Origin of the sequence: Parabacteroides timonensis (genome assembly GCF_900128505.1) — a bacterium.
Classification (GTDB): domain Bacteria; phylum Bacteroidota; class Bacteroidia; order Bacteroidales; family Tannerellaceae; genus Parabacteroides; species Parabacteroides timonensis.
The window spans coordinates 1,563,683-1,588,428 of record NZ_LT669940.1 but is presented as its reverse complement, the minus strand read 5'-3'; the positions used below and the strand labels follow the sequence as shown (position 1 = coordinate 1,588,428).

The window sequence follows — 24,746 nt, the reverse complement described above, 5'->3', positions numbered from 1 at the left end:
CCTTTTATGAATTAAGGATTTGATTTGCATGGTCTTTTGTCTTCACCTCTTTCGGACCGATTATCTTTTCGATGATTCCATCTTCGTTGATAATAAAGGTGGTGCGGAGAGTCCCCATGTATGAACGTCCGTACAGTTTCTTTTCGGCCCATACGCCAAATATTTGTTGCAGGGCTGTGTCCGTGTCAGCGATCAGGGGGAAAGGCAGGTTCTGCTTTGAGATAAATCCCTGATGAGACTTAGCACTGTCTTTACTAACCCCGACAACTTCGTAACCGGCTGCCTGTAATTCCTGGTAACCGTCACGCAGGCTACAGGCTTCCGCCGTGCAACCGCTGGTGTTGTCTTTGGGATAAAAATAAAGAGCCAGCTTTTTCCCTTTGAAGTCGCTGAGTTTTATTTCGTTTCCATTCTGATCGAGCCCCAGTACTTCGGGGGCTTTATCGCCTACTTGTAATGCCATTATAATTCCAGATCTACGTTAAACATTTCATGCCAGGGCAAACCTTGTTCATTCAGTTCTTTCATAAATGGATCGGGGTTAAATTCTTCCACGTTCCAAACGCCCGGTTTCTTCCAAACGCCTTGCATGAATAGCTTGGCACCGATCATAGCCGGAACTCCGGTTGTATAACTTACGCCCTGTGCACCTGTTTCTTTATAAGCTGCTTCGTGGCTACAGTTGTTATATACATAATATGTCAGTTCCTTGCCGTCCTTGATACCACGGATGCGGCAGCCGATAGACGTCTCACCTGTATAGTTTTCTCCCAGGTCGCCCGGGTTTGGCAATACGGCTTTCAGGAACTGGATCGGAACGATTTCCTGTCCGTTGTACATCACCGGATCGATACGCGACATACCGATATTCTGTATCACACGCAAGTGAGTCAGGTATTCCTGTCCGAAGGTCATCCAGAAACGGGCACGTTTAATAGTCGGGAAGTTCTTGGTCAGGCTTTCCAGTTCCTCGTGGTACATCAGGTAAGATTCGCGCGGACCTACATTCGGGTAATTCAACGGTTTGTGAACCGATAGCGGATCCGTATCTTTCCATTCCCCGTCTTCAAAGTATTTACCACGCTGAGTGATCTCGCGGATATTGATTTCCGGATTAAAGTTTGTTGCGAACGCCTTGTGATGATCTCCGGCGTTACAGTCTACGATATCCAGGTATTGAATTTCATCGAAATGATGTTTAGCTGCATAAGCTGTATATACACCCGTTACCCCAGGGTCGAATCCGCAACCCAGGATTGCAGTCAGCCCTGCCTTTTCGAAACGGTCTTTGTAAGCCCATTGCCAGCTATATTCGTATTTGGCTTCGTCCAGCGGTTCGTAGTTGGCAGTGTCGAGATAACTCACACCGTAAGCCAGACAGGCGTCCATGATGGAGAGGTCCTGATAAGGTAAAGCCAGGTTGATGACCAACTCGGGCTTGAAGTCATTAAACAATGCAACGAGTTCGTCTACATTATCTGCATTGACCTGCGCTGTCTTTATTTTTACATTCTTAATATCAGCAGCAATCTGATCACACTTACTTTTTGTGCGGCTTGCCAACATGATATCGGTAAAAACATCGGCATTCATCGCGATCTTTTTAACAGCAACGGTACTTACGCCCCCGGCACCAATAACTAATACTCTTCCCATTTACTAAATAGAATTAATCTTGTTAATATACAGTTTACAAGGTTTTAAACCAAAGGACAAATATACGATTTATCTTTGGAATAAATTCTATCGACAGTGTAAAAACAATCAACCTGCTAATTCTCTGCCTTCTACGTTTCAGGTATGTCTTTCTGTTGAACAAATGGAATGTGTGAAAATGCTCTAGTGGTTTGGCTGATAGTTTATTACAGTTTCCTCGTAGTTCGTTGCTTTGGAAACTGCAGTTCCCTGCCCAGGAAACTACAGTTTCTTCCGCAGGAAACTCGCGTTTCTTAGGCGGGAAACTGTAATTTCCTCAGCAGGAAATTATAAGGACATGCAGATTGAGGTTGTTTGAGTGGGCAAGTCGATTGCAAATGGCCTTATTCTCTGATGAAGATGCAGCGTTTGTAAATGAAACGGCATCATATCATATATGAATAGGCAATGGCAGGATAAATATTAAAGTTAAAGTATATATAAATGCTTGATACTTATTGGGAACGTGTTATATTTGTAAGTAGAATGCAATATTTTTATAGTTATTAAGAATATACATTTAAACCCTGACCGTGGAAACATAGTCTAAACAATAGAATAAATATATTAATGTAGAGGAGAAACGAATATGAAACCCATGAAATTAACATCTTTAGTGGTGATGCTTCTGGTAGCATTTAGTGCTGCAGCCCAGGAGGAATTCTTTGATGATGTGTATTTCTCTTCAAGTAAAGACAAAAAGAAGGACAAAAAAGAAGAGAAGGTTATACAGCCCAAACATGAGGAAACAACGAAGTCATCATCGGCAATTGTATTGGCGTCGGCCTCCGACTCCAATAGTTCGGCATACGACGCAGATCGTGATGTAGACGAATATAATCGCAGATATACATCTGTCGACGTAGAAGAACCGTACGATGAAGATCTGGACGAGGAGGATGGTACTTATGTTGAAGAGCTACCTTCTAAAGACCAGAAAGTAACAAAGAAATCGGAACGTCGTTCCGACTCGGAATATACCGAACGTATTGTTCGTTATCATTCACCCAGCAAGATTACGATAGCCGGTGCCGATCAGGTAGATTTGTATCTGAGCGACGGTTATTACAGTTATGGGTATGATACGGATTACTCCGACGGCAATGCCAATGTAAATGTGAATATCAACATGGGCAATAGCTGGGGAGGCTGGTATTCTCCGTGGTATAATAACTGGTACGATCCTTGGTATAGTTACAGTCCGTGGTGGACTTACTCTTCCTGGTACGGCCCTCGTTGGGGATTCGGCTGGGGCTGGGGAGGTTTCTACGCCGGCTGGAGCAGTCCATGGTATGGAGGTTATTACGGTCCCGGTTATTGGGGCGGTGGTTACTGGGGTGGAGGCTACTGGGGAGGTGGTTATTACGGACACCATCATCACCATTATTATAATCCTTATAACTATGCTTCACGTGGACGTACGACGTCGAGCCGCTATACAACAGGTAGAAATTCTTCCAGCCGTTATAGCTCCGCTTCTTCCGGACGTGCAGTTTCCAACAGGTCTTCGAGCCGTGCATCTTCTTTGAGGAGTGAAAGCAACCGTACTAGCAGTTCAAGAGGATTGAGCTCTGACCGTTATTCAACTCGTTCGTCATCGTCCACAAGAGGTGAAGGAACAAGCAGTAGTATCCGTTCAAGCAGAGGAACTTCTTCTAGCCGGGTACAATCGGATGCAACAGTTCGTACACGTCCTGCTACTCGTCGAAGCGACTACAGTAGTGGCTCATCTACGCGCTCTTCTTCCGGTATTCAGGCAAGTCCGTCTACAAGAAGCAGCAGTACACGTTCAAGTTACAGTAACTCTGCACCTTCAAGAAGCCAGAGTACATATTCTGCACCTTCAAGAAGTAGCAGCAGTAGCCGGAGTAGTGGTTCGTTCAGTAGCGGAGGTGGCAGTAGCAGTCGTTCAAGTGGCGGCGGCGGTGGCGGCCGTTCAGGTGGACGCAGATAATGAGAGAGATAATATAATTATAATATAAGGGCCGGTATGCGTACTAGAGCCCTTATATATTTAAGGTATTAGAAATAAACAGAAACGATGAAAAGAGTAGCGTGCTTATTTATATCGGCATTTTTCCTGGCCGGTGGTGTCGCATATGCACAAGGTGAAATGGATGCATACAAAATGTCTCAGACCGACCTGAACGGGACTGCCCGTTATCTGGGCATGAGTGGAGCTTTTGGAGCATTAGGTGGGGATATATCGTCTATGTCTACTAACCCTGCAGGGTTGGGGATATATCGTAGTTCGGAAGTCGTAACTACGATAAGTCTTTCGTCAATAAAGGCCAACACGAACTGGAACGGTTCGAAAGCGGATGAGAGCAAGACAAGGTTTAACTTTGACAATATTGCTTATGTCGGTTATTTCCCGACCGGAAATGATGAAGGCATCGTTGGGTGGAACCTGGGTGTCTCTTACAATCGCGTAAAGAGTTTTAACCGTAATTATCGGATGAATGGGGCGCAGGCCTATTCGTTGGCTGATTATATGGCTGATCTAACGTATGGTGTTAGTGAAGGGGATTTGATTCTTACTAATAATTATGATCCTTATTTTGACAGTGACATACCTTGGCTATCGACATTGGGATATGAAGCCGGTTTTTTTGAACCTTATCAACAAGGAGGAAAAGAATATCATTCATCTTTTGGAAAGCAAGGGGCTAATGGTTGGGAGGCTTATAGTCCACAGAATGCGGATTTACAGGTGAATGAAAAAGGGTCGATCGGGCAGTACAACTTTTCATTTGCAACGAATATTTCTGATCGCTTCTTTTTAGGAGCAACAGTTGCTATTACCGATATGGATTATAGTCTGTCTACAAAATATACAGAAGATTTTACTACAACAACTTATGCATGGTTGGATAACGGGCTCACTACATCAGGAACCGGTTATGCTTTTAATTTGGGAGCTATTGTTCGTCCAACTGATTTTTTACGTTTTGGGGTTGCTTATAATTCTCCGACGTGGTATAAATTAACAGATTATTTTCATGGCTCGGCTCAAACTTATATAAATGATATACCTTGGGGAGATAAACCTCATGAAACACCTGAGTATCAGTCGGGTAGTTATCATATGCGTACGCCGGATCGTTGGATATTCAGTGCAGCCGGTGTCGGTAAAAACTTCCTGGTAAGTGTCGATTATGAATTGACTAATTATAAGAGAATGAATCTGAACGATTTGGATGGATATGATATGCCTCAGCAGAAAGATATAAAAAATGACTTTGGAATGTCTGGGACATTGAAAGTTGGGGCAGAAGTGAAGATTACTCCTCAGTTCTCAGTTCGTGCTGGTACTCTATGGAGGACTTCGCCGATGAAACAGCATGTAAAGGATGGACTTTCTCCACAGAAGCCGGATGGAACCTATTATGCGGATGCAGTAGGTATTGTCGGTACAATTCCTAATTATACCGTTGATAAAGGCACAAACTCTTATTCTATCGGTTTGGGTTATCGTTTTACTCCAAGCTTTTATGCTGATGTTGCATGTGTGTATCGTGAATATAAAGAAGATGCTTATGCATTTCCAAGTACTTTCCGAGAGAATGGGGAGGTATTTGTTAAATCCGATCCTGCTTCATTGAAGACAAAGACTACTCAGGTCGCTTTAACTTTGGGGTATAAGTTCTAAAAATATAGTTTGTTAGTAAATGTCCCCTGTTTGTACATAAAACGTATAGGCAGGGGACATTTTTATGTAAAAGTAACAGAAAAGTTTGCCTGTTTAAAATACTTTTTGTTCTTTTGCTTTCGAAAACAAAATTGTATAACATTTAAAACCTCATTGCCTATAGCATAAACATTACTCAAGAAACTATAAAATACAGAAGTAATGAAGACTTTAAAATCGATGACAGACGAAGATCTGGTTGTCCTTTATGCACAGGGTAATAATACCGCCTTTGATGTGTTGTTAAATCGTCATAAGAGCAGTATCCATTCCTATATTTACTTTATAGTCCGCAATAAAGAGTTAACGGAAGATATCTTCCAGGAAACTTTTGTAAAAGTGATTATGACTATTAAACAAGGCCGCTATACAGAAAACGGTAAGTTTAAAGCATGGATCACCCGTATTGCACACAATCTGATCATTGACAACTTCCGTCAGGAGCGCAGTGAAAATACTGTATCTAACGATGAAGTGGAAGTTGATCTTTTCAATAATATCAAACTTTGCGATGGAACGATCGAAGACAATATCGTGCGTCATCAGGTATTGTCGGATGTGAAGAAGTTGGTAAAACATCTTCCCGACAGCCAGCGTGAAGTTCTGGAAATGCGTTATTACCAGGATTTGAGTTTTAAAGAAATTGCAGATATTACAGGTGTCAGCATTAATACAGCACTGGGACGTATGCGTTATGCTATCCTGAATATGCGTCGTATGGCTGACGAAAACCATATAGAATTATCTTTGGCATAATCCGGTAAAAATATTCCGCTACTCGTACAATAAGTAGAAACTGCTCCCGTTTTATTATCAAACGAATAAAAAAGGGGATGCCTATGAAGAGATTTTCTACTCAATGTATGAATGGACTGGAGAATAAAACTAAAAAGAACCGGAACGAGAAGAAAAGTACACCAAGCAAACAGACGCTTGATTTTCTCTCTCAGTTTGCAAGGATTTATCATGCAGAACCTGCAATGCAACCGGAACTATGTGGTTATGTGATGAACTAAGAAATTGAAGGAAAGGGAACACTGGTAATAGTGTTCTCTTTCTTTTTTTGTACCTTTGCATAAAAGACTTGAAATTATGAAACATAAGATTGCTCCTTCTTTGCTGGCTGCCGATTTTCTGAACCTGCAAAAAGAAGTAGAAATGATAAATAACAGTGAGGCGGACTGGTTGCATATGGATATTATGGACGGGGTATTTGTTCCGAATATCTCTTTTGGCTTTCCGGTACTGGAGGCTGTAAAGCCTCTCCTTAAGAAGCCTATGGACGTGCACCTGATGATTGTCGAGCCACAGAAGTTTGTGAAAGAAGTGGCTGCCGCCGGAGCTTATATGATGAATGTTCATTATGAGGCTAGTACACACTTGCATCGTACTATCGGTGCGATAAAGGAAGCTGGCATGAAAGCAGGAGTTACGTTAAACCCACATACTCCGATCAGCTTGTTGGAGGATATTATCCAGGATCTCGATATGGTACTGCTTATGTCTGTCAATCCAGGTTTTGGCGGACAACGTTTTATCGAACATTCGGTAAATAAAACGGCTCGTCTGAAAGAAATGATTCGGGAAAAAGGATTGGAAACTCTGATAGAAGTAGATGGTGGCGTAAATCTGGAAACCGGGAAACGGCTGGTGGATGCCGGTGCGGATGTGCTGGTTGCCGGAAGTTTTGTATTTAGTTCTCCTGATCCGATACGAACGATAAAAGAACTGAAAGATATGTAGAAAATGTATTTAACCAACCAAAACCAACCTTTGTATGATAATAAAAGAAATACAAAAGCGGCCTTTTATCAGGCCGCTTTTAATATGGATAACCGGAATCTTATTGCAAGCTTACCTTGATTGCCGTATTCTATCGTTATTGTTGATGCTTATCCCTTTACTGATCATTTTGTTTTCTCATGTAGCTGTAATATCCCAACCGGAAAAGAACTATTGGAGTTATGAATTTCGTTGGATATGGGGAGCGGTATTTCTTTTGTTATTACTGTCTTTTTCTATTCAACAAACGGCATATTGGCAGAGTAGGAATGAAAGACCTGCTTTTTCTTCTGTTTCAGAATTGGCCGGGCAAGGACAACATCGTTTATTGAATCCTTTCGAACGTTTGCATTTATCGGATGAAGAAAAATCGGTGTTGGCAACGATTACCCTGGGACATAGGGAAGGAATGAGCCGGGAAGTAAAAAGACGTTTTTCGGTGACCGGAGTTGCCCATCTTTTGGCGGTAAGTGGTTTTCACGTCGCTATTGTCTGCGGTTTCCTTTCTTTGTTTTTCTCTTTCTTTCCTAAAAATACCTTTTATAGATGGCTGAAGTTTTTATTGACGATTAGTTTGCTTTGGGGCTTTGTCCTGATTACCGGGTTTGCAGCTTCTGCTATCCGTGCCGGATTGATGTTGACGTTGTATCTGACAGGTAGAACATTGCGGCGAAGAACTGACGGTTATAATACACTGGCGGCTTCGGCTTTTTGCATGTTGACGTTTGATCCGTTTTATTTATTCGATATCGGTTTCCAGTTAAGCTATCTGGCTGTATTGTCTATTTTATATCTGCAACCCAGGCTTCAGAAGTTGATCGAAATAAGGAATCCGATTTTGGCTGCTCCTTGGGGTTGGATAACTGTGACATTGTCAGCACAGGCCGGGACAACATTGCTTTGCTTATATTACTTCCGGCAATTCTCCCTGGTCTTTCTATGTACAAATTTACCATTAACCCTACTGGCCACTTTCCTTATACCGGCCGGACTCATTTGGATTATTTTGCCTGTCGGCTTTCCTGGTTATGAGTTACTTCAATCTCTTGTAGAAACAATGACACATGCTTTATTACAAATTGTGGAGGCTTTTAGTAAAGTGCCGGGAGCTACCTTCTCTTTTCGGCTTGGTTTGTTTCTGACCGTTGTAGGATATGGAGTTGTCTTCTTTTTCCTGTTGTTCCTGCAAACCCGGCGTCCGCGATTTTTATTCGTCTCGCTACTTCTATTGTTATTTCTATTGTTTGATTTGCTTATTGAACGTTTTTTTACTGTGTAGAACATAAAAAAGTAGTACCTTTGTCCTTGTAAACAAGATAATATATGATTACAAAAATCATTCAGGAAGAGAAAATTCAGAAAGCCAAGAAATACGTAGAGAAAGGCGAAAGTTTTGTTATCGTGACCCATGTTACTCCCGACGGCGATGCCCTCGGTTCCTCTTTGGGATTGTATCATTTCCTTACAGCCTATGGTAAAGATAATGTAACAGTAATTGTTCCCAATGAATTCCCGTTATTCTATAAATGGATGCCGGGAGCAAAGGATATTGTGATACACGAAAAGTATCCGGAATTTGCGGAGCTGCTAATCCATGACGCGGATGTGATTTTTTGTCTGGACTTTAATGAACCTAAACGTATAGAGAAACTGGCTCCGGCTGTTATCGCTGCGGAAGGACGTAAGGTTTTGATCGATCATCACCTGAACCCTGCTGACTTTTGCCGGGTTTCCATGTCATATCCGGAAATGTCATCTACCAGTGAAATGATTTTCCGTTTTATTTGTCGTATGGGTATGTTCGATCTGCTTAACAAAGAGGCTGCCGTTTGTATCTATACCGGAATGATGACGGATACAGGTTCTTTTACCTATAATTCGAATAAACCTGAAATTTATACGATTATCGGTGAACTGATAAAGAAAGGAATAGATAAAGATTTGATTTATCGTAAAGTTTTCCAGGTCTATTCAGAATCACGTCTTCGCATGCAAGGCTATGTCTTGTATGAAAAGATGAAGATCTACCCGGAAAAACATGCTGCATTGATCACTCTTTCACAAGCCGAATTAGACCGGTTCAACTATGTAACCGGTGATACGGAAGGTTTCGTGAATATGCCGTTGAGTATTGAAGGAGTATCGTTTAGTGTCTTTATCCGTGAAGATAAAGATTATATAAAAGTATCTTTACGCTCGGTTGGAGATTTCCCCTGTAACCTATTTGCTTGCCAGTATTTTAATGGAGGTGGCCATAAAAATGCTTCCGGTGGAGAGTTTCATGGTTCTCTGGAAGAAGCTGTAGCTGTCTTTGAGAAAGGATTAGAAGAATTTAATCCTAATAAAACAGAAGAAATAGAGAAACTTGCCTGAGATATGGCGGATATTATTTACATTTGTCGCTCATTTATACATTAAAGAATAACAGATGAAAAGAGGTTTTTATATCCTGATGATTTTGTGTGCTGCCCTGATGGTGGTGTCATGCGATAAAACGAAGTCATATACAGAGAGGTTGAAGGATGAGAGGAAAGCAATCGATCGATTGATTGACCGTGAAGGAATTAAGGTTCTAAAGGACTATCCGGCAGATGGGGTCTTTAAGGAAAATGAATTCGTGAAATTGGATAATGATGTGTATCTGAATGTAATAGATTCAGGAAATGGAGAGCGGGCAGTACTTGGAACAACAAAGGTCCTTTGCCGTTTTGAAGCAAATGGTGTTTTGGATGGTGATTCTTTATATGTTAATAATCTGACTTATGGAGTCGCTTATTATGGATATCCTACCGAGTTTATTTTCGGTTACAATGTTTATTCCGGAGAAGCAAGAGATTATGTTCCTGATTATTTTGTAGGTGAGGGTCTGGCTACAGGTTTATACCATGTCGGAAATGAGGCTGTGATTAGATTGATAGTTCCATTTAAAAGAATGAGTAATACTTTCCAGAGTGCTTACAGACCAATTTATTTTAGCAAAGTAAAATATACATTCGAAAAATAGTCTAACTTATGACACTTATTAAATCTATTTCCGGTATTCGCGGTACAATAGGCGGAACACCGGAGGACGGATTAAATCCGTTAGCCATTGTGAAGTTTGTTGCAGCTTATGCAACCTTCATTAGAAAAAGCACAAAAGCAACATCAAACAAGATCGTAGTAGGACGTGATGCCCGTATCTCCGGCCCGATGGTAAAACAGGTGGTTTTAGGTACGCTTACGGGAATGGGTTTTGACGTGGTCGATATCGACCTGGCAACAACTCCGACTACTGAATTAGCTGTAGCCATGGAAGGAGCATGCGGCGGTATTATTCTGACTGCCAGTCATAATCCAAAACAATGGAACGCATTAAAATTGCTGAATGAAAAGGGCGAATTCCTGAATGCGGCAGAAGGTGCAGAGGTTCTGGAAATTGCAGCTTCTGAAAGTTTTGAATTTGCAGATGTCGATCATTTAGGAAAAGTGATCGTCGACAATACATATAAACAGAAACATATCGAAAGTGTACTCAATCTCGACCTGGTAGACGTAGAAGCGATTAAAGCTGCCAACTTCCGTGTTGCTATTGATGCCGTAAATTCCGTAGGTGGTATTGTTCTGCCGGATTTATTGTATGCTTTAGGTGTAAAAGAAATTTTCAAACTGCACTGTGCTCCTCATGGTAATTTCTCTCATAACCCGGAACCTCTTCCTGAGAACCTAACTGAGATCTCTGATTTGATGAAGCATGCCAAAGCAGATGTAGGTTTCGTTGTCGATCCTGATGTAGACCGTTTGGCTATTATCTGTGAAGATGGTGAAATGTTTGGTGAAGAATATACTTTGGTTGCAGTAGCTGACTATGTGTTAAGCCATACACCGGGTAATACGGTAAGTAACTTGAGTTCAAGCCGTGCATTGCGTGATGTGACTCGTGCTCATGGATGTGAATATAATGCAGCTGCAGTAGGAGAGGTAAATGTTGTTGCCAAAATGAAAGCGACCAATGCTGTTATAGGTGGTGAAGGTAATGGTGGAGTGATCTATCCGGCCAGCCATTATGGACGTGATGCTTTGGTGGGTATCGCTTTGTTCCTGACTCATTTGGCAAAGAAGAAAATGAAAACAAGCGAATTACGTGCCAGCTATCCTCCGTATTTTATCTCTAAACAGAAAGTTCAGCTTACTCCGGAGATCGATGTGGATGCAATTTTAGCTAAGGTAAAAGAAAAGTTCGCTCAATACGATATTACTGATATCGACGGGGTAAAGATCGACTTCCCGGATAAGTGGGTTCACCTTCGCAAAAGTAACACTGAACCGATCATCCGTATCTATGCAGAGGCTCATACAATGAAAGAAGCTGAAGAAATAGGTGGAGAGTTGATCGCGGTGATTAATGAGATGTGTAAGTAAATTTATACATATATTAAATGACAGAGGATGCTCCATTGGGGCATCCTCTTTTAGTTGAAATAGGATCGTATTTATTTTGCCGCAATATAAACAGTAATTTTAGAAGTTGTGTTTGTTGTTCTTAATATTTCTGATAAATATTTTTCCGTAACCTTGTCGCTTTCATCAATAACTCCATCTCCATTGATATCTTTAAATTTTAAATCACCGGGCTGTGTGTTAGCATCCTGACGGGGAGAATTTACTATATTTTCCTGTGATTCAAATATACCTGTGACAATGTAACCATTATATAGATTTGTACTATTTCCTTTATTAGTTAGTAAATATGATTAATGACTTTTGAAAATCAAACTTGCTTTCGCGTTTATGTGTTGAAATATGGTATTTAAACGAAATAATGATTGCTTATACGTTAAAATGGATTTGAACGATTGTAAATATCATAATAATTTATGTCCTTTGTTAAAAAGGGAAGGTAAGTATGGAAAAACAACAGTTAACGCCATATGGGATATTTGTTATCCTGTTTAGTCTTTTATTAGGTTGTTCATTTCAGAGATCATCTGTAAAAGATGCTGAAACGAGCAAGGTCGATTCTTTGCTTTCACTCTATATGGACTCTTTGGCTGTAAAACCATTAGAAGTTATTTTTAAGTTGAGGGTTGATCAGAAAAATGTATCGGATAGTATAAACTATTATAATATGGAGCAAACAATCTCCCGTTGTTATTATTTTAGTAACCAAACAGATTCCGCATTTTTATTGAATGATTGTATCTTGAATTTTATTGAAAGGCAACCAGAGAAAGATAATCGTACACTAAAATTATCGGCTGATGCATATAATAGTCGCGGTGTTTTTTTTCAGGATATGAATCAATGGGATTCGGCCATTGTCTGTTTGTGTAATGCTTCTGAAGCATTACAGCAGGCAAACGTCAAGGATCGTTTGCCTGCTGTAAATGTATATATAAATTTGGCAGACTGTTATCAGCGCCAAGGGCATTATGAGTGGGCTGGTTTTTATTATCGTAAAGCATTATTTCTTTCAGATTCTTTGTCTGTGGGTGATAAGATGAACTATCCTATTTATTCGGGGTTGGGTCGGTTGTATCAGGAACTGGAAAACTATCCGTTGTCTGACTCTTATTTTCAAAAAGCGGAGCAATATTGGAGTAAAGGAACAGATTATGAAAAGTATTATTTTACAAACTCAAGAGGTAATTATTATTATGTAACCAAAGAGTATGATAAAGCTCTAATTTGGTTTCAGAGGGCCAATGCGATAGTTGCCAACTTTCCTCAACCCATTTACCGGGGTATAGTAGAAGGTAATATCGGTGAAATCTACCTATTGAAGGAACAGCCGGATTCTGCCCGTCATTATCTGGAACGTTCTGTCGCTTTTTTCGGACAATCAGGGTTACAACAGCCTGGTATTAAATTTTATATGGATGGTTTGTTTGCATCTTTGGCTTTGCTGGAAAATGATTTGCAGGAAGCTTCCCGGCGATTGGAACAATCTTATGATACACTTCATACGGATCTTCAATATCAGTATTATCATAATAAACGGTTAGAAGAGCTATATCGTAAGAAAAATGACTTAGCCCAGGCATATTATTACAGGAACCAGGCAGACGTCTGTGGAGATTCTTTACGAAATATGAAGATTGAAAATAGCATCCGTGAAACAGATTTTCGTTATCGGCAGGATACGACTCTTTTGAAGAAAGACATCAGGATTGCTAATACTGAAGCTAAAGCTCTGCAATGGATGTGGTTTGCATGGATCGCTGGGTTGGGATTAATTATTGTTGTTTTATTAATGGTTTGTATTCTATTCTATATTCGTAGGAAGAAAGAGCTTCGTTATAAACAACAAGTTGCTACTATTACCCAATTACGTATGGCAGTTGTCAGAAACCGCATTGCTCCACATTATATATTTAATGTATTGAATTCAGTGATGCCTATTTTCCGTCGTTATGAGGAACTTTCTGAACCTGTGAATTTATTGATCGATGTATTGAGAGGTGATTTGCTTTCTTCCGAACAGTTGGCAGTTCCATTAGAAAATGAAATCATTTATGTGAAGAACTATCTGAAATTAAAGATGCTTGGTGATCCGGAGTGTATTCATATTGAATGGAATGTTTCTTCCGATGTGCCATTGGAAACGTTGATCCCTTCGATGTCCATTCAAATACCAGTAGAGAATGCTGTGAAATATGCTTTTAATGCCGATTCTTTGGATCCGACTATTGTGATATCTATCTATGTTGAAGATGAAGAACTTCATATATCGATAGACGATAATGGTATTGGCTACAATCCTGGTGCACATGCGAGGGATGAAAGAAGTACTGGCCAAGGTTTAAAAATATTATATCGTACAACAGATTTATTGAATACTTACAATATTTGTAAAATGCAGTTTTCCATCAAAAATTTATATTCTATTTCAGGAAAACAGCATGGAACCAATGTCTCATTAATTGTCCCACTTAATTACAACTTTGCCTTATGAATATAAATGAAATTACTACAGTCATTGTCGATGACGAACAGTCTTGTATCAAATGTTTAGAAAATGATTTATCACGCTTCCCGGAAATACGTGTCGTAACAACATGTACATCTTCTGATAATGCTGCCCGTGAGATAGTCCGGTTGCAGCCAGATTTACTTTTTATCGATGTTATGATGCCGGGAATGTCTGGTTTAGAGCTTTTGGAGCGAATACAATCTGATATTCATTCGGATATGCATGTTGTTTTCTATACTATTTACAATGAATATTTGCTAAATGCGATTCGTATCTCGGCTTTTGATTATTTGAAAAAACCGTATAAAGAGAAAGAATTGGATGATTTAATAAGTCGTTTTCGCTCTCATCTTGCTAAAAGTGAAAAAGTGAATATAGAACAAGCTTTGCGTAAATTACTTGTTCTACATAATAAGTTTGCAGTACAAACCATTTCTGGATTGGTTTTGGTGAAATGTGAAGAGATTCTTTTATTCCAATATCTAAAAGAGCAACGTTGTTGGCAAATGATGTTAACAGACTGCAAACTTTATAAGTTACGTATGAGTACGAATGCTAAAGATTTGTTAGGTATCAATTTTTCTTTGATACAGATAAATCAAGATTGCATTGTCAATCTGAATTATTTATGTTCAATTGAAAATGTGACATTAAAATGTAAATTGTATCCGCCGTTTACGGATATTGAGTTAAATGTATCGCAGAGATATTATAGGAGACTAAAAGAGGCATTAGAGATACTATGAGTATTTAAATTAGTGCATTTATGAATAAATTAATATCGCTTATCATAATTCTAGGTTCAATAAACATTCTATGATGATATGTCGCATAGTGAAGTTTGTTTAATTTGATACATTTGTTTAAAATAATTTCAGTATTTGATAATTCTTTTGAAAAGAAATAAAGAAAAATGAACTGAATCGATACGTGGAAATAGCAGGTAATATTACGATAAAGTTGATTTGATCAAATACTTAAAGAACATAGATTGTGATGAGATATTTTAGTATTTAATAAATAATATAAGATGAAAACTTTGAATTATACAAAAATCGTATCTGTCGTAGCATTTCTTGGTCTTGCTGGATTTAGTTGTTTTTGGACAGCGGAATCACTTTATATTTGGCAACCATCAATCACCCTTGCTGGAGCATGGCTTATTGCAGTTGTATTTTATATTATTGCCTCTATATGTTTCTCTAAGGTGCTTAAGGCTCTTGATAGGAATGAGTATTTTGGGGATAAACTATTTGGTCGTGGAGGACAGTTTTTACTTGGTTTCTTGGGGCTTATCATATTTTGGCTTATGGTAAGTCTACCTACTAATACTCATACACTACTTTATCGTGCATCAATCAAAAATATTATTACGTCAGATCTTACACGTACACAAAGTTACTTGCAGGGATTGAAAGATAACAATGTGGAAATAAAGAAGATTGAGAATAACTATGATAGCAAGAAAGAGGCTGTTGATGCACTTATCCTTCGCCTTTTGGCTGAAATAGATAATCCGAGTGCTGTTGGTATCGGTTCACGATTCGAAACTATTCTTGTAGAGCTTGATAGAACTCTTAATAAAAAAATTCAGCGAGTTGCTAATACTGGAACTATACGTTCACAATGGTTAACTGCTATAAATTATTATCAGGGGCAAGCTTATGAACAGTTAAAAATATATCGTGCGACTTGCGATAAGGAAATAGAAAAAATAAAGAGAATGATGGGCTCTAAAATACTTGATAATTTAGTAAAAAACGGTGAAATAGCCTTGTCTGATATTAATAGAATGAATGGAATAGTCAATGAAATAATTGCTGCTGCTGTTGATGACTTAACTAATAGTTATTCATTCATTAAAGCTAATTCTCAATATATAGCTTTTAAAGATAATGACCAAAAGAGATATACACGTGAAGGTGCTATGCCGGAGGCTAAAGAAATGCTTAGTGTGCCCGATGTCTGGAAAGATTTTCTTACTACTGATAAATACAGTGGACATGGTTTTATTTGGTGGGTTTTTATTGCTCTACTTGTAGATTTGGCGGGATTTGTTTTTTTTGACATTACATTCAATAAAAGTAACAATAATGCAATCTAATAATACTAAAAAACGATACGTAAATGAATGCCAATAATTTCGATGATTTAATTAACGATAATAACGTTAATAATCAAAATAGAACTAGTAATATAAATATGGAAACAGTAACACGTGATACATATACTGATGAAGAAATACATGATGTTAACAATATAACTGTTACTATTCCAGATCCGAATACTTCTATTGTTGTATTTTTTGGTTCACCTGCATCAGGAAAAACTTTAGCGTTGCTGCGTATGATTCGCTTTCTTGAAGGTCATGACCAATATCAATCAGGCAATGATCAGCATCTTGAAGATTATGGTAAATATCAAGTAGTACCAGAAGCTGTTTTTCGACCTCAGACAGATCTCCATTATGCTAAAATGTGCACAAATCTTAAAGATATGGCATATAGTCAATATGCTCCAGGAGGTACAGATGTTATAAGTTTTATGTTGGTTAAAATATTAGATTCAGTCGGAGAGCCTATTTGTCAATTTCTTGAAGCGCCAGGTGAACACTATTTTGATGGAACTTCCGCATTGGATTTTCCAACCTATATCCATGCAATACGTACTGCACCAAATAGAAAAGTCTGGGTATTTTTTGTTGAACAAGATTGGGGGCGTGATCAAAATGAGCGTAACCTTTATGCACAAAAAATATGTAGCATGCAGGGGCTTATATCTCCTAAAGATAAAATAGTATTCTTATTTAATAAATCAGATAGACATCGTCATCAATACAAAAAAGATGGTATGCCTAATAAAAAAGCTTTTTTTACTAATATCCAACACCAATATCCTGGAATATTTACTAAATATCAAAATAGAGGATTAATGAAAGTTTTGTATGGAGAATATAATTTTAAAGCAGTCTGTTTCTCTTCAGGTGTGTTTACATCTACGAATGATGGTCGAGAAGTGTGGACTCCTGAAAAAGGCTGGTATTGTCAGGAATTGTGGAATGTTCTTACTAAGTAAATTTTATTATTTATCGCAAGTCATATTTGAAATCAATGATAAAAAAGACATTTATATATGGTAACCCACATGGGTTTGACTTTTATGAGAAGGATTCTGTCTATAACGAATACTTCAAAAGCTTTTATATTTCATCTCGTGAAGGAAGAAGGCTTATGGTTAATCGTCGTGACAATGGAGAAACCATATATAACTTTCTACATTATGGGCTGAGGGAAGTGATTGGACGTCCTACTAACGCATTTTTTGGAATGTCATTGGTTATAGATTCTAATTATTATTGTACTGACTTCAAAAGGATTTTGGAATGGTTCGACTATATGTTTGATAAGATTCTCAATCGTGAAGATTCCATATTTCATAAAAGTGAAGATGGGGAAATTCAATATAAAATTCATAAATTTGCCGATAATATTACCGAGGTAGAGTGGATTAAATCGAATTTGCCTAACATATTCTCATCAGTTGCTAATACAGTATTAGTAGAATATGACAATTCTTTTTCTTCGAATAAAATAGGACAGATTGCGCGATTTAATGACCAAGAAGAAAATACTTTTATTTTAGCAGCATTTAAAGAGTATCGATGGATTAGTATTTCTCCAGAATACCGTAAATTGGAGCAAAGTTATAAATTGGAAATGCCAGTAGTGGATGTAGAGTTCGATTATGATGATTTGTTAGTAAAGCTAAATAAAATAAATCAGACTCTTCTCCCTATTGCTGTTGATATTACCAGAGGCACATTAGAAGATCTGGAGAAGATGAGTACAGAATCAGAGGACGTTTACAATAATTTGATTAAATATTTACCTACTCTTTCTGACATGGAAGAAGCAAGTAAATTTAAGGATTTAAGTGAAAAATATGCTTCGTTGTGTAAAAGTATAAAAGCATTAATAAAAATACTATGTCAATCACAGCCTAAAAACAGTGTTGAGAAAAATGAAGAAAATAGAGAAACAGAACAAACTAATTTAAAATATTCTAATAGAATAGACGATAATGATCGTTTGCAAATGACTCCTATTAAGTGTTTGAACTTAATAGAAAGTAAAAACATTAGATTAATAATAGGTTTGGCTGTAAGTGTGATAGTTTTAACAATGTTCGTTGTTTTTTTGCTACGTAGTTGTTCTAAAAATAATGGACAAGATAGTGTTACAACTGAAGTAGAAGCAAATAACTCAGGCTTTTCTAAAGAGGTAGAAGAATTTGAAGAGAACAATCAGTTGAATATTAATGAATTAATTGAAAATGGAGATTTGAATGGAGCCTATGAGTGTATTAAAAATGAGAAAGATACAGCAGCTGCTTATATGTTACAAATGGGTGTAGAGAATCAATTGATGTCAATATTGGATGAGCCAAAAAATCAAGAGGATAGTCTTTTGACATATTTTGTGAAAAACAATGACTTATTGTGCTATTTGGGATTTACTGATTCAACAAAACAATATTGGATTCGACTTTTTAAAGACTACGATACATTAAAGGCTATTATTAACAAAAAGGAGATAATTCAATCTGACTATAATGCAGGGAAAGATATTATTAAAAAATATTCTGATCGATTTAAAAATTTGACTAATAGTCTAGATCAGTGTAAGGTAATTGAGTCCGTGTCCACTATCCAAGATCAAAACACATTAGTCCCCCCTGTAACAACTTTCACTGTATTGGATGGTAATAATGAGCCACAGCGCAAGACCGAAAATAAAATTGGTATGTCTTACAAAGTGGGAACAAAGATAAAAATACTCTGTAACAAAGGTGCTATTCATTTTGGCAAAGATTGTCCATTCAAAGATATTAACCCAGAAAACGACGGTGGATTGATAATTAATCTCGACGTTGTTGGAAAGTATGTATTCCGATGCGGTAATGTAGAAATAACAATAACTGCTGAAAAAGTAAAACCAAGAACACATTGAAATGAGAAAAAATATATTGATATTTTTAATATTGCTAAATGTGGCTAATTTATATGCTCAAAGCAAATCTGATGATACGTTAATTAAATGTGTCGTAAATCGTATTGCTTTTCGTGATTCTCTTATTAGAGATATTAAAAAGAAAGACGTATTAATAGATACTTTATCTGCTCAAGTTGGTGATTATAATATGCTTACTACACAACTAACAAATGAACTATCAAAATTGAAGAATACAAAAACGTCTTTAAAATGTGAAATAGATAGGATTCGTTTGTTATTATCCCCCGATACTATTGTCTTTTTTGAACCTCTTATATCAGTTGACAGTATACCTTTATGTTTGAAACAACATATAGGGGTGATAAAGGGAATAACTGAACTTCGCATTAAAATAGAGAGTGTAGAAAAAAAAGTAGAGGATATTGCTACTAGGTTATCTATATTGAATAATACAGATTCCCAAAGTATAATACGCGATGAAATTGAAAAAGATGTTTATGAGCTAGATAAGATGATTACTGAGATTGAAGCTATGGATATGTCATCACTTTCTGAAAATCAAAAAGCTTTTTTTCGACCAATTCTCACAGAAAGATATAATAAATTTCTAATATATTTTGAATGATGAAAAAGTTAACTTTAATTTTTACTGTTTTAATATTGGTCTGTACCTCGTGCGGTAGTGGGCAGAAACCATCAAGTAGAGATGATGTATGGGGAGGAAATATTGACAATTCCATAGTGAAAGAAATTACTCTCAGTGGAGAACAAGTCTTGGTACCATTTAAACGGACCAACTCTGGATTAGCCGAAATACAGATTTCCCTAAATGGTGTACCTTTTAATATGTGGTGGGATACGGGTGCATCAATAACTTGCATATCGAAACTTGAACTCCAAAAATTGGTCAAAGAAGGCAAAATAAGTTCGGAGGATTTTAATGGGACAATTACAGCTGGATTGGCAGATGGTTCTACTACGGAAGAAGCAGTGTTTATTATTAAAGAAATATATATACAAGGTCAAGATAATAAATATCTGATTTTAAAAGATGTGGCAGCTACCATATCGGCAAATGCACAAGCGCCTTTGCTTATCGGACAAAATATAATCAGTAATCTTCCTAAGCATACATTCGATGAATCGGCAGGAATAATAGTATTTGAAAAATAGCAATGAATTTCAATTTCTATATTTTAGGAACACCTGAGGGACGATATAATCAATATCCTGATGATTATACTGCTCCAATTCTTGTTGGAATGCAAAAAAACTTGAAAGGTTCTCGCTTAGTGATTCACCGAGAAATGAATCTGATTCAATATGTTTATACAGAGCAGATTGGTAGTAATAATTTTATTGGTTTTTGTTTGATATTTAATAATATACGATTGTTGAAACCAAAACAGCTTATAAAATTATTTCGACTTATTATTGAGGAGCGGTTAGTTAATTCAGGGAGAATAATTAGGTATGTAGCGAATGGAGAATTACAATTTAATATTAAATTGTTCAGTGAAGAAATTAAAGAGATTGAAAGTTTAAAAGTATTTATAAATACTGAACTTGAAGTTAATGAAGAAAAATATGAAATAGAGGTATTAAAGACCATTTATAATGGTGTGAAGTCATCAGACACTATAGATATCAATTCTACAGATTCTGAAATAATTTTACTAAGCAATCAGTATAACACTGTATTTGTGAGTGATGATATGGGAATTGAAAACGGCTATATTCATCAAGTGATAACTTCTATCCGAGAGCAAAACATTGCAGCTAAGAAAGAAATTGAAAAACTTCAAGACGAAATAGTCAAGCTCAAGCGACAGAAGAAGCAATATAATAAGGTGATACTGCTTTTTTTACTGATGATTATATGTAGCTGTGGTCTGTTTTTTCTAAATGTTAACTTAAATAATACGAAAAATATACTTGAACAAACGCAAAAAATGTTGGAAGAATCCGAGCAAGTAAATGTTTTGAGAAAGGACTCAATAAGAATGTTAAATTGTGAAAAAGAAAATATAGAATCTGAATATTCAAATTTTAAATCTTTGCTTACAAATGTATTTCCTTTTATTATCGATAGTGTAGAGGTTGGAAATGTTGATAATGACTTTAATTTGGAAACTGATTATGGTGCTGTAATTTACAGCAAAAATACGATGTTTTTAGCTCCTTGTTTATATTATAAGGGACTAAAGGAAGTATCAATAACACTATATGTAAGGCTTTATACTTCTGATGGGATGTTTTCTAATGCAACAATATCACCAAATGGCTATACTTATTCATGTGATGTGACTGTATATTCAGGGAATAATACAGTTAAGCTACCCGGATGGGGAGGAAGGAACCGTGGGTATTGGTGTAGTGGCTCATATCGTTATGAAATATGGTATAATAATGTGTGTTTAAAAGCAAAAACATTTACTATATATTAAATATCATCAAAGGTCATTGATTCTAAAAGTCATTTGGAGGTTGTATGAAAGATTTTTTTGGGAAAGCTGAATATGAGTTTTATGTATGAAATATCTAATTTTTAGGTAACGTTTGAGATAAATCGGCTATTTTTGGATAAAGGGTATTTGATAAAATCTTTTAAGTAGGACTAGAATATCTAATAGATAAAAATAAAGAATATGAATCAGAGGTATTTATATGTAATTGCGGTGTTATTTATTTGTGCAAATAGTTTTTCACAGATAAAAGGAAGTTTTTATACAGGTAACTTTCAAGGGCAAGCGTACATTTATTTTAGAGGTATTAATGTGTCGGGTAGAAGTCTGTTTAATTTGAAGGTTTACTGCGTCAATGAAATGTTGGGGCAACAACAGGAGTATACTCTTGACTCCCTTGAAAATAATGGGTCTTTTGAATTAGGACCAGCCAACGACTGGCTGTGGCAATCAGGTGAGAAACTTTATGTAGTATATAGTAACGGACAGTCTGTTTATTGGATTTATTCAACAAATCAGGGTATTGATATGCCGGATTATATTCCTGACTATAATAATAATTCAAATAAAGCGGGTATCAGAGCTCGTATTTCGGAGTTGGAATATAAATTGAAGGATGCAGAACGTAGTTTACGTAATTATGAACGAAGTAATGAGAAAAATCCATCGGCAACAAGTATGATGTTGATCATAGAACAACAAAAGCTAATACAAACTTATCGTGATCAGATAAGTTCGTTAACGGCTGAATTGTATTGATTGGCTTATTATGAATAATGTAATAATAACTAACATAATAATATAATTAGAAATGAAAAAAAATATTTTAACAGTTTTGTTCGTTGGGCTGTTGAGTGTATTTAGTGTATCTGCTCAATCTGAAAAGCTTATAGAAGCAGCAAGAGGAGGAGATGCTGTCTCTCAATATGAATTGGGGCTTTTTTATATTGAAGAAGGTAAAAGTTCCTATAATCCGGCTTTGTCTATCGAATGGTTGACGAGGTCTGCCAGCCAAGGATATATGAATGCTCAATATCAGCTTGGGTATATGTATTTTGTTGATAGAAAAGAGGTAGAAGCACTGAAATGGACTAAAGCTGCAGCTTTGCAAGGACATGCAGGGGCACAAGCAAACTTGGCTGTTCATTACAATAATAATAATGATATGATTCCCGCTGTAAAATGGGCAAAACAGTCAGCACAATTAGGAGATGCCAAAGCTCAATATTTGATGGGCCTTTTTTATTATGAAGGTAAAGGAGTGAAACAAAATTATGAAACGGCTATAGAATATCTTCAGAAGTCATCGAATCAAGGCAATTTGGATGCGAAAGTGTTATTAGGAGTTTGTCTTTTATATGGAAAAGGTTTTGATAAAGATGAAGAACAAGCTTTTATCTTGTTTAATGCTGCTGCTCAAAAAGGAAGTCTTTCAGGAAAGAAAAATCTGATAAAATGCTATCGGGAAGGTCTTGGGGTAGAAAAAAGTGAGGTAAAAGCTAAAGAACTGGAAAGAGAGATTAATAATTAGATAAATAATAAAAAGATGAAAAAGTATTATCTGTTTTTAACCTGTTTGTTGGCAAGTATTATTTTTAACTCTTGTAGTGAAGAACAGAATGTCTATTTGTGTCAAATAGTCTCTCCTGAATCAATACAAAATGGAGAAGAGTTTGAAGTCTGTTTTGGAGTAGGAGAAGATAGTGAAGTAAAGAGTGTTGTTTTTTGGATGTATTCGGAAGCGTCTTTTACTGATGGACTGGAAAAGATGCAGATAGGAGAAGTGAAACAATATCCATTTTCTGTAAAGTATACTCCTCACGATATGGCAGCGGGAAAATATTATATAAGTGCGGAAGTCGAGTCTAATAGTAATAAGGTTGCTTATACATCACTACCTGCATCTGTTGATTTGAAACTTAATTTAGGGGATATGTACCAGGGAGGAACGATCTTTTCATTAGATATGGAAGGAAAACATGGTTTGATTGCCTCTGATAGAGACATGGTGGGAATAGACCGAACTTTGTTTATTTGGGGACCAACAGATGGGCTTGGCGTCTCCAATTCAGACGGTATGGTTAATACTTCGCTACTTGCGGGGAAGTCTAACAGTGAATCGGAGATGGGATATTGGTTTAAAGGAGGTTTTAAGTATAATGGTTTTGAGGATTGGTATATTCCTTCTTTGGAGGAGGGGAAATTACTTCAAAAAAATAAGGAGTATCTAAAAAACATAAAGAGTCATTTTTATTGGACTTCTAGTGAAATGAGTGGAGAGTATGCTGATATTGCATATATAATTGATTTTTCTAATAATGTAACAGAAGGTAACATGGGACAAAAAAAGAATAAAGAGAATTTAGTAAGATTAATTCGTAAGTTTTGAAGTAAAAATACTAGAATCTATGTCTTCCGGGTTTATTGGAAAAGGTGTGAAAGTTTTGGTTTACTCAGATCGGCATCAATCAGGATGTGGAGAAGATGACGGCTACTATCTCTGTTATAAATATAATTTGATGAGGATGAATAATATATGATCAGATGGATATATTATCATTTTTTATGTAGAAGGAGACATAGGATGAATAAGAAAATAGAACAATTAAAGCAAGCAAAAACAGACGAAGAAAAAGAACGCTTGTTGAAAAAATATTGGGGAAGAGATGCTTATTGTTATAGTGATCATTATTGGCTTCCAAAAGGAATTAGTTGGGGAGATGTTTGTGAGGTATTGACATCTCTTGATATCCGGTCTGTTTCTACCTATTTGGAAGTAAATAAAGACTCATTTACATATTATTCCTGGGAACAAATGCTTGAAGAAGAAAATGAAGCGAAAAGGAAATGGGGTATATGTGACGCACTGGAAGTTTGTCGCGAATATCATGCCTTTTGGGACTTTGTGGCAGAAAGTAATAAAAATGGTTTTGTATATGCAGAGATCTGTCGACTATCTCCTGATAAGTTCGTTGCGCGAAAAGTTTTGAAAGAAGGTAGTCATGGTGATGAAGATGGTTTTGGGGTAGAGCCGGATACTTGGATTTCTGCTGTTCTTGATCGGGATGGACATTTTATCCAGCCTTTTTATTTAGGTTATTATTAGTGGCGGATTAAATAAGGTAGTTGTGTCTTTAGTCTGTATTTTA

23 protein-coding genes are annotated in these 24,746 nt (G+C 36.9%); 21 read left to right on the top strand and 2 right to left on the bottom strand.

Translation table 11 applies throughout. The features are described from left to right. Positions 1-4: 4 nt before the first annotated feature. Entirely contained in the window at positions 5-463 is a 459-nt protein-coding gene (bcp, locus tag BQ7394_RS06845; RefSeq protein ID WP_075556684.1) for a thioredoxin-dependent thiol peroxidase, read from the bottom strand. Further along, on the bottom strand, positions 463-1,656 hold the full coding sequence (locus BQ7394_RS06840) for a saccharopine dehydrogenase family protein (protein WP_075556683.1): 1,194 nt from the start codon (positions 1,654-1,656) through the stop codon (positions 463-465). The genes bcp and BQ7394_RS06840 overlap by 1 nt, the downstream gene beginning before the upstream one ends. Before the next feature lie 628 nt (positions 1,657-2,284). On the opposite strand from BQ7394_RS06840, the gene BQ7394_RS06835 reads away from it, so the two are divergent. The 21 genes from BQ7394_RS06835 (at position 2,285) to BQ7394_RS06735 (ending at position 24,703) form a co-directional block, all read left to right on the top strand. After that, positions 2,285-3,649: a hypothetical protein gene (locus tag BQ7394_RS06835; RefSeq protein ID WP_075556682.1), complete on the top strand. Its 1,365-nt coding sequence runs from the start codon at positions 2,285-2,287 to the stop codon at positions 3,647-3,649. 87 nt (positions 3,650-3,736) lie between these two features. After that, positions 3,737-5,347: an OmpP1/FadL family transporter gene (locus BQ7394_RS06830; RefSeq protein ID WP_075556681.1), complete on the top strand. Its 1,611-nt coding sequence runs from the start codon at positions 3,737-3,739 to the stop codon at positions 5,345-5,347. 201 nt (positions 5,348-5,548) lie between these two features. Beyond that, on the top strand, positions 5,549-6,142 hold the full coding sequence (locus BQ7394_RS06825) for an RNA polymerase sigma factor (RefSeq protein WP_046148865.1): 594 nt from the start codon (positions 5,549-5,551) through the stop codon (positions 6,140-6,142). Between the two features lie 83 nt (positions 6,143-6,225). Beyond that, positions 6,226-6,402 carry a hypothetical protein gene (locus BQ7394_RS25955; protein WP_165359931.1) on the top strand — a complete coding sequence of 59 codons (177 nt, stop codon included), beginning with the start codon at positions 6,226-6,228 and terminating at the stop codon, positions 6,400-6,402. A gap of 76 nt (positions 6,403-6,478) precedes the next feature. Next, positions 6,479-7,129, top strand: a complete 651-nt coding sequence (rpe, locus tag BQ7394_RS06815; protein ID WP_075556679.1) for a ribulose-phosphate 3-epimerase — start codon at positions 6,479-6,481, stop codon at positions 7,127-7,129. Positions 7,130-7,163: 34 nt separating this feature from the next. Beyond that, positions 7,164-8,447 carry a ComEC/Rec2 family competence protein gene (locus tag BQ7394_RS06810; protein WP_235848682.1) on the top strand — a complete coding sequence of 428 codons (1,284 nt, stop codon included), beginning with the start codon at positions 7,164-7,166 and terminating at the stop codon, positions 8,445-8,447. Between the two features lie 44 nt (positions 8,448-8,491). After that, entirely contained in the window at positions 8,492-9,541 is a 1,050-nt protein-coding gene (locus BQ7394_RS06805) for a DHH family phosphoesterase (protein ID WP_075556678.1), read from the top strand. Between the two features lie 55 nt (positions 9,542-9,596). After that, entirely contained in the window at positions 9,597-10,172 is a 576-nt protein-coding gene (locus BQ7394_RS06800) for a BamK family beta-barrel-assembly machinery protein (RefSeq protein ID WP_075556677.1), read from the top strand. 8 nt (positions 10,173-10,180) lie between these two features. Continuing rightward, positions 10,181-11,569 (top strand): phosphoglucosamine mutase, encoded by a 1,389-nt coding sequence (gene glmM, locus BQ7394_RS06795; protein WP_075556676.1) that lies wholly within the window; start codon positions 10,181-10,183, stop codon positions 11,567-11,569. Between the two features lie 484 nt (positions 11,570-12,053). Then, on the top strand, positions 12,054-14,102 hold the full coding sequence (locus BQ7394_RS06790; protein WP_075556675.1) for a tetratricopeptide repeat-containing sensor histidine kinase: 2,049 nt from the start codon (positions 12,054-12,056) through the stop codon (positions 14,100-14,102). After that, positions 14,099-14,866: a LytR/AlgR family response regulator transcription factor gene (locus BQ7394_RS06785; RefSeq protein ID WP_075556674.1), complete on the top strand. Its 768-nt coding sequence runs from the start codon at positions 14,099-14,101 to the stop codon at positions 14,864-14,866. The genes BQ7394_RS06790 and BQ7394_RS06785 overlap by 4 nt, the downstream gene beginning before the upstream one ends. Positions 14,867-15,150: 284 nt before the next feature. Continuing rightward, positions 15,151-16,224, top strand: a complete 1,074-nt coding sequence (locus tag BQ7394_RS06780) for a hypothetical protein (protein ID WP_075556673.1) — start codon at positions 15,151-15,153, stop codon at positions 16,222-16,224. A gap of 23 nt (positions 16,225-16,247) precedes the next feature. Beyond that, a complete protein-coding gene (locus BQ7394_RS06775) occupies positions 16,248-17,195 on the top strand; it encodes a hypothetical protein (protein WP_075556672.1) in 948 nt (315 codons plus the stop codon). A gap of 35 nt (positions 17,196-17,230) precedes the next feature. After that, complete coding sequence (locus tag BQ7394_RS25885) at positions 17,231-19,129, top strand: hypothetical protein (RefSeq protein WP_075556671.1); 1,899 nt, start codon at positions 17,231-17,233, stop codon at positions 19,127-19,129. Between the two features lies 1 nt (position 19,130). Further along, the gene (locus BQ7394_RS06765; protein WP_075556670.1) at positions 19,131-19,757 is read left to right on the top strand and encodes a hypothetical protein; all 627 of its coding nucleotides are present in this window, start codon (positions 19,131-19,133) and stop codon (positions 19,755-19,757) included. After that, positions 19,754-20,305 (top strand): retropepsin-like aspartic protease, encoded by a 552-nt coding sequence (locus BQ7394_RS06760; protein WP_075556669.1) that lies wholly within the window; start codon positions 19,754-19,756, stop codon positions 20,303-20,305. The genes BQ7394_RS06765 and BQ7394_RS06760 overlap by 4 nt, the downstream gene beginning before the upstream one ends. Before the next feature lie 2 nt (positions 20,306-20,307). Next, on the top strand, positions 20,308-21,579 hold the full coding sequence (locus BQ7394_RS06755; RefSeq protein WP_075556668.1) for a hypothetical protein: 1,272 nt from the start codon (positions 20,308-20,310) through the stop codon (positions 21,577-21,579). Positions 21,580-21,780: 201 nt separating this feature from the next. Continuing rightward, the gene (locus BQ7394_RS06750) at positions 21,781-22,356 is read left to right on the top strand and encodes a hypothetical protein (RefSeq protein ID WP_075556667.1); all 576 of its coding nucleotides are present in this window, start codon (positions 21,781-21,783) and stop codon (positions 22,354-22,356) included. A 52-nt stretch (positions 22,357-22,408) separates the two neighbouring features. Further along, positions 22,409-23,128, top strand: a complete 720-nt coding sequence (locus BQ7394_RS06745) for a tetratricopeptide repeat protein (protein ID WP_075556666.1) — start codon at positions 22,409-22,411, stop codon at positions 23,126-23,128. A gap of 15 nt (positions 23,129-23,143) precedes the next feature. Then, on the top strand, positions 23,144-23,986 hold the full coding sequence (locus tag BQ7394_RS06740) for an Lcl C-terminal domain-containing protein (RefSeq protein WP_075556665.1): 843 nt from the start codon (positions 23,144-23,146) through the stop codon (positions 23,984-23,986). Positions 23,987-24,181: 195 nt separating this feature from the next. Further along, on the top strand, positions 24,182-24,703 hold the full coding sequence (locus tag BQ7394_RS06735) for a hypothetical protein (protein ID WP_075556664.1): 522 nt from the start codon (positions 24,182-24,184) through the stop codon (positions 24,701-24,703). Positions 24,704-24,746: the final 43 nt, after the last annotated feature.

Excerpts from the sequence above, each read along its gene's own strand:
- bcp (WP_075556684.1), bottom strand. The coding sequence starts at position 463 with ATGGCATTACAAGTAGGCGATAAAGCCCCCGAAGTACTGGGGCTCGAT.
- BQ7394_RS06840 (WP_075556683.1), bottom strand. The coding sequence starts at position 1,656 with ATGGGAAGAGTATTAGTTATTGGTGCCGGGGGCGTAAGTACCGTTGCT.
- BQ7394_RS06835 (WP_075556682.1), top strand. The coding sequence starts at position 2,285 with ATGAAACCCATGAAATTAACATCTTTAGTGGTGATGCTTCTGGTAGCA.
- BQ7394_RS06830 (WP_075556681.1), top strand. The coding sequence starts at position 3,737 with ATGAAAAGAGTAGCGTGCTTATTTATATCGGCATTTTTCCTGGCCGGT.
- BQ7394_RS06825 (WP_046148865.1), top strand. The coding sequence starts at position 5,549 with ATGAAGACTTTAAAATCGATGACAGACGAAGATCTGGTTGTCCTTTAT.
- BQ7394_RS25955 (WP_165359931.1), top strand. The coding sequence starts at position 6,226 with ATGAAGAGATTTTCTACTCAATGTATGAATGGACTGGAGAATAAAACT.
- rpe (WP_075556679.1), top strand. The coding sequence starts at position 6,479 with ATGAAACATAAGATTGCTCCTTCTTTGCTGGCTGCCGATTTTCTGAAC.
- BQ7394_RS06810 (WP_235848682.1), top strand. The coding sequence starts at position 7,164 with ATGATAATAAAAGAAATACAAAAGCGGCCTTTTATCAGGCCGCTTTTA.
- BQ7394_RS06805 (WP_075556678.1), top strand. The coding sequence starts at position 8,492 with ATGATTACAAAAATCATTCAGGAAGAGAAAATTCAGAAAGCCAAGAAA.
- BQ7394_RS06800 (WP_075556677.1), top strand. The coding sequence starts at position 9,597 with ATGAAAAGAGGTTTTTATATCCTGATGATTTTGTGTGCTGCCCTGATG.
- glmM (WP_075556676.1), top strand. The coding sequence starts at position 10,181 with ATGACACTTATTAAATCTATTTCCGGTATTCGCGGTACAATAGGCGGA.
- BQ7394_RS06790 (WP_075556675.1), top strand. The coding sequence starts at position 12,054 with ATGGAAAAACAACAGTTAACGCCATATGGGATATTTGTTATCCTGTTT.
- BQ7394_RS06785 (WP_075556674.1), top strand. The coding sequence starts at position 14,099 with ATGAATATAAATGAAATTACTACAGTCATTGTCGATGACGAACAGTCT.
- BQ7394_RS06780 (WP_075556673.1), top strand. The coding sequence starts at position 15,151 with ATGAAAACTTTGAATTATACAAAAATCGTATCTGTCGTAGCATTTCTT.
- BQ7394_RS06775 (WP_075556672.1), top strand. The coding sequence starts at position 16,248 with ATGAATGCCAATAATTTCGATGATTTAATTAACGATAATAACGTTAAT.
- BQ7394_RS25885 (WP_075556671.1), top strand. The coding sequence starts at position 17,231 with ATGATAAAAAAGACATTTATATATGGTAACCCACATGGGTTTGACTTT.
- BQ7394_RS06765 (WP_075556670.1), top strand. The coding sequence starts at position 19,131 with ATGAGAAAAAATATATTGATATTTTTAATATTGCTAAATGTGGCTAAT.
- BQ7394_RS06760 (WP_075556669.1), top strand. The coding sequence starts at position 19,754 with ATGATGAAAAAGTTAACTTTAATTTTTACTGTTTTAATATTGGTCTGT.
- BQ7394_RS06755 (WP_075556668.1), top strand. The coding sequence starts at position 20,308 with ATGAATTTCAATTTCTATATTTTAGGAACACCTGAGGGACGATATAAT.
- BQ7394_RS06750 (WP_075556667.1), top strand. The coding sequence starts at position 21,781 with ATGAATCAGAGGTATTTATATGTAATTGCGGTGTTATTTATTTGTGCA.
- BQ7394_RS06745 (WP_075556666.1), top strand. The coding sequence starts at position 22,409 with ATGAAAAAAAATATTTTAACAGTTTTGTTCGTTGGGCTGTTGAGTGTA.
- BQ7394_RS06740 (WP_075556665.1), top strand. The coding sequence starts at position 23,144 with ATGAAAAAGTATTATCTGTTTTTAACCTGTTTGTTGGCAAGTATTATT.
- BQ7394_RS06735 (WP_075556664.1), top strand. The coding sequence starts at position 24,182 with ATGAATAAGAAAATAGAACAATTAAAGCAAGCAAAAACAGACGAAGAA.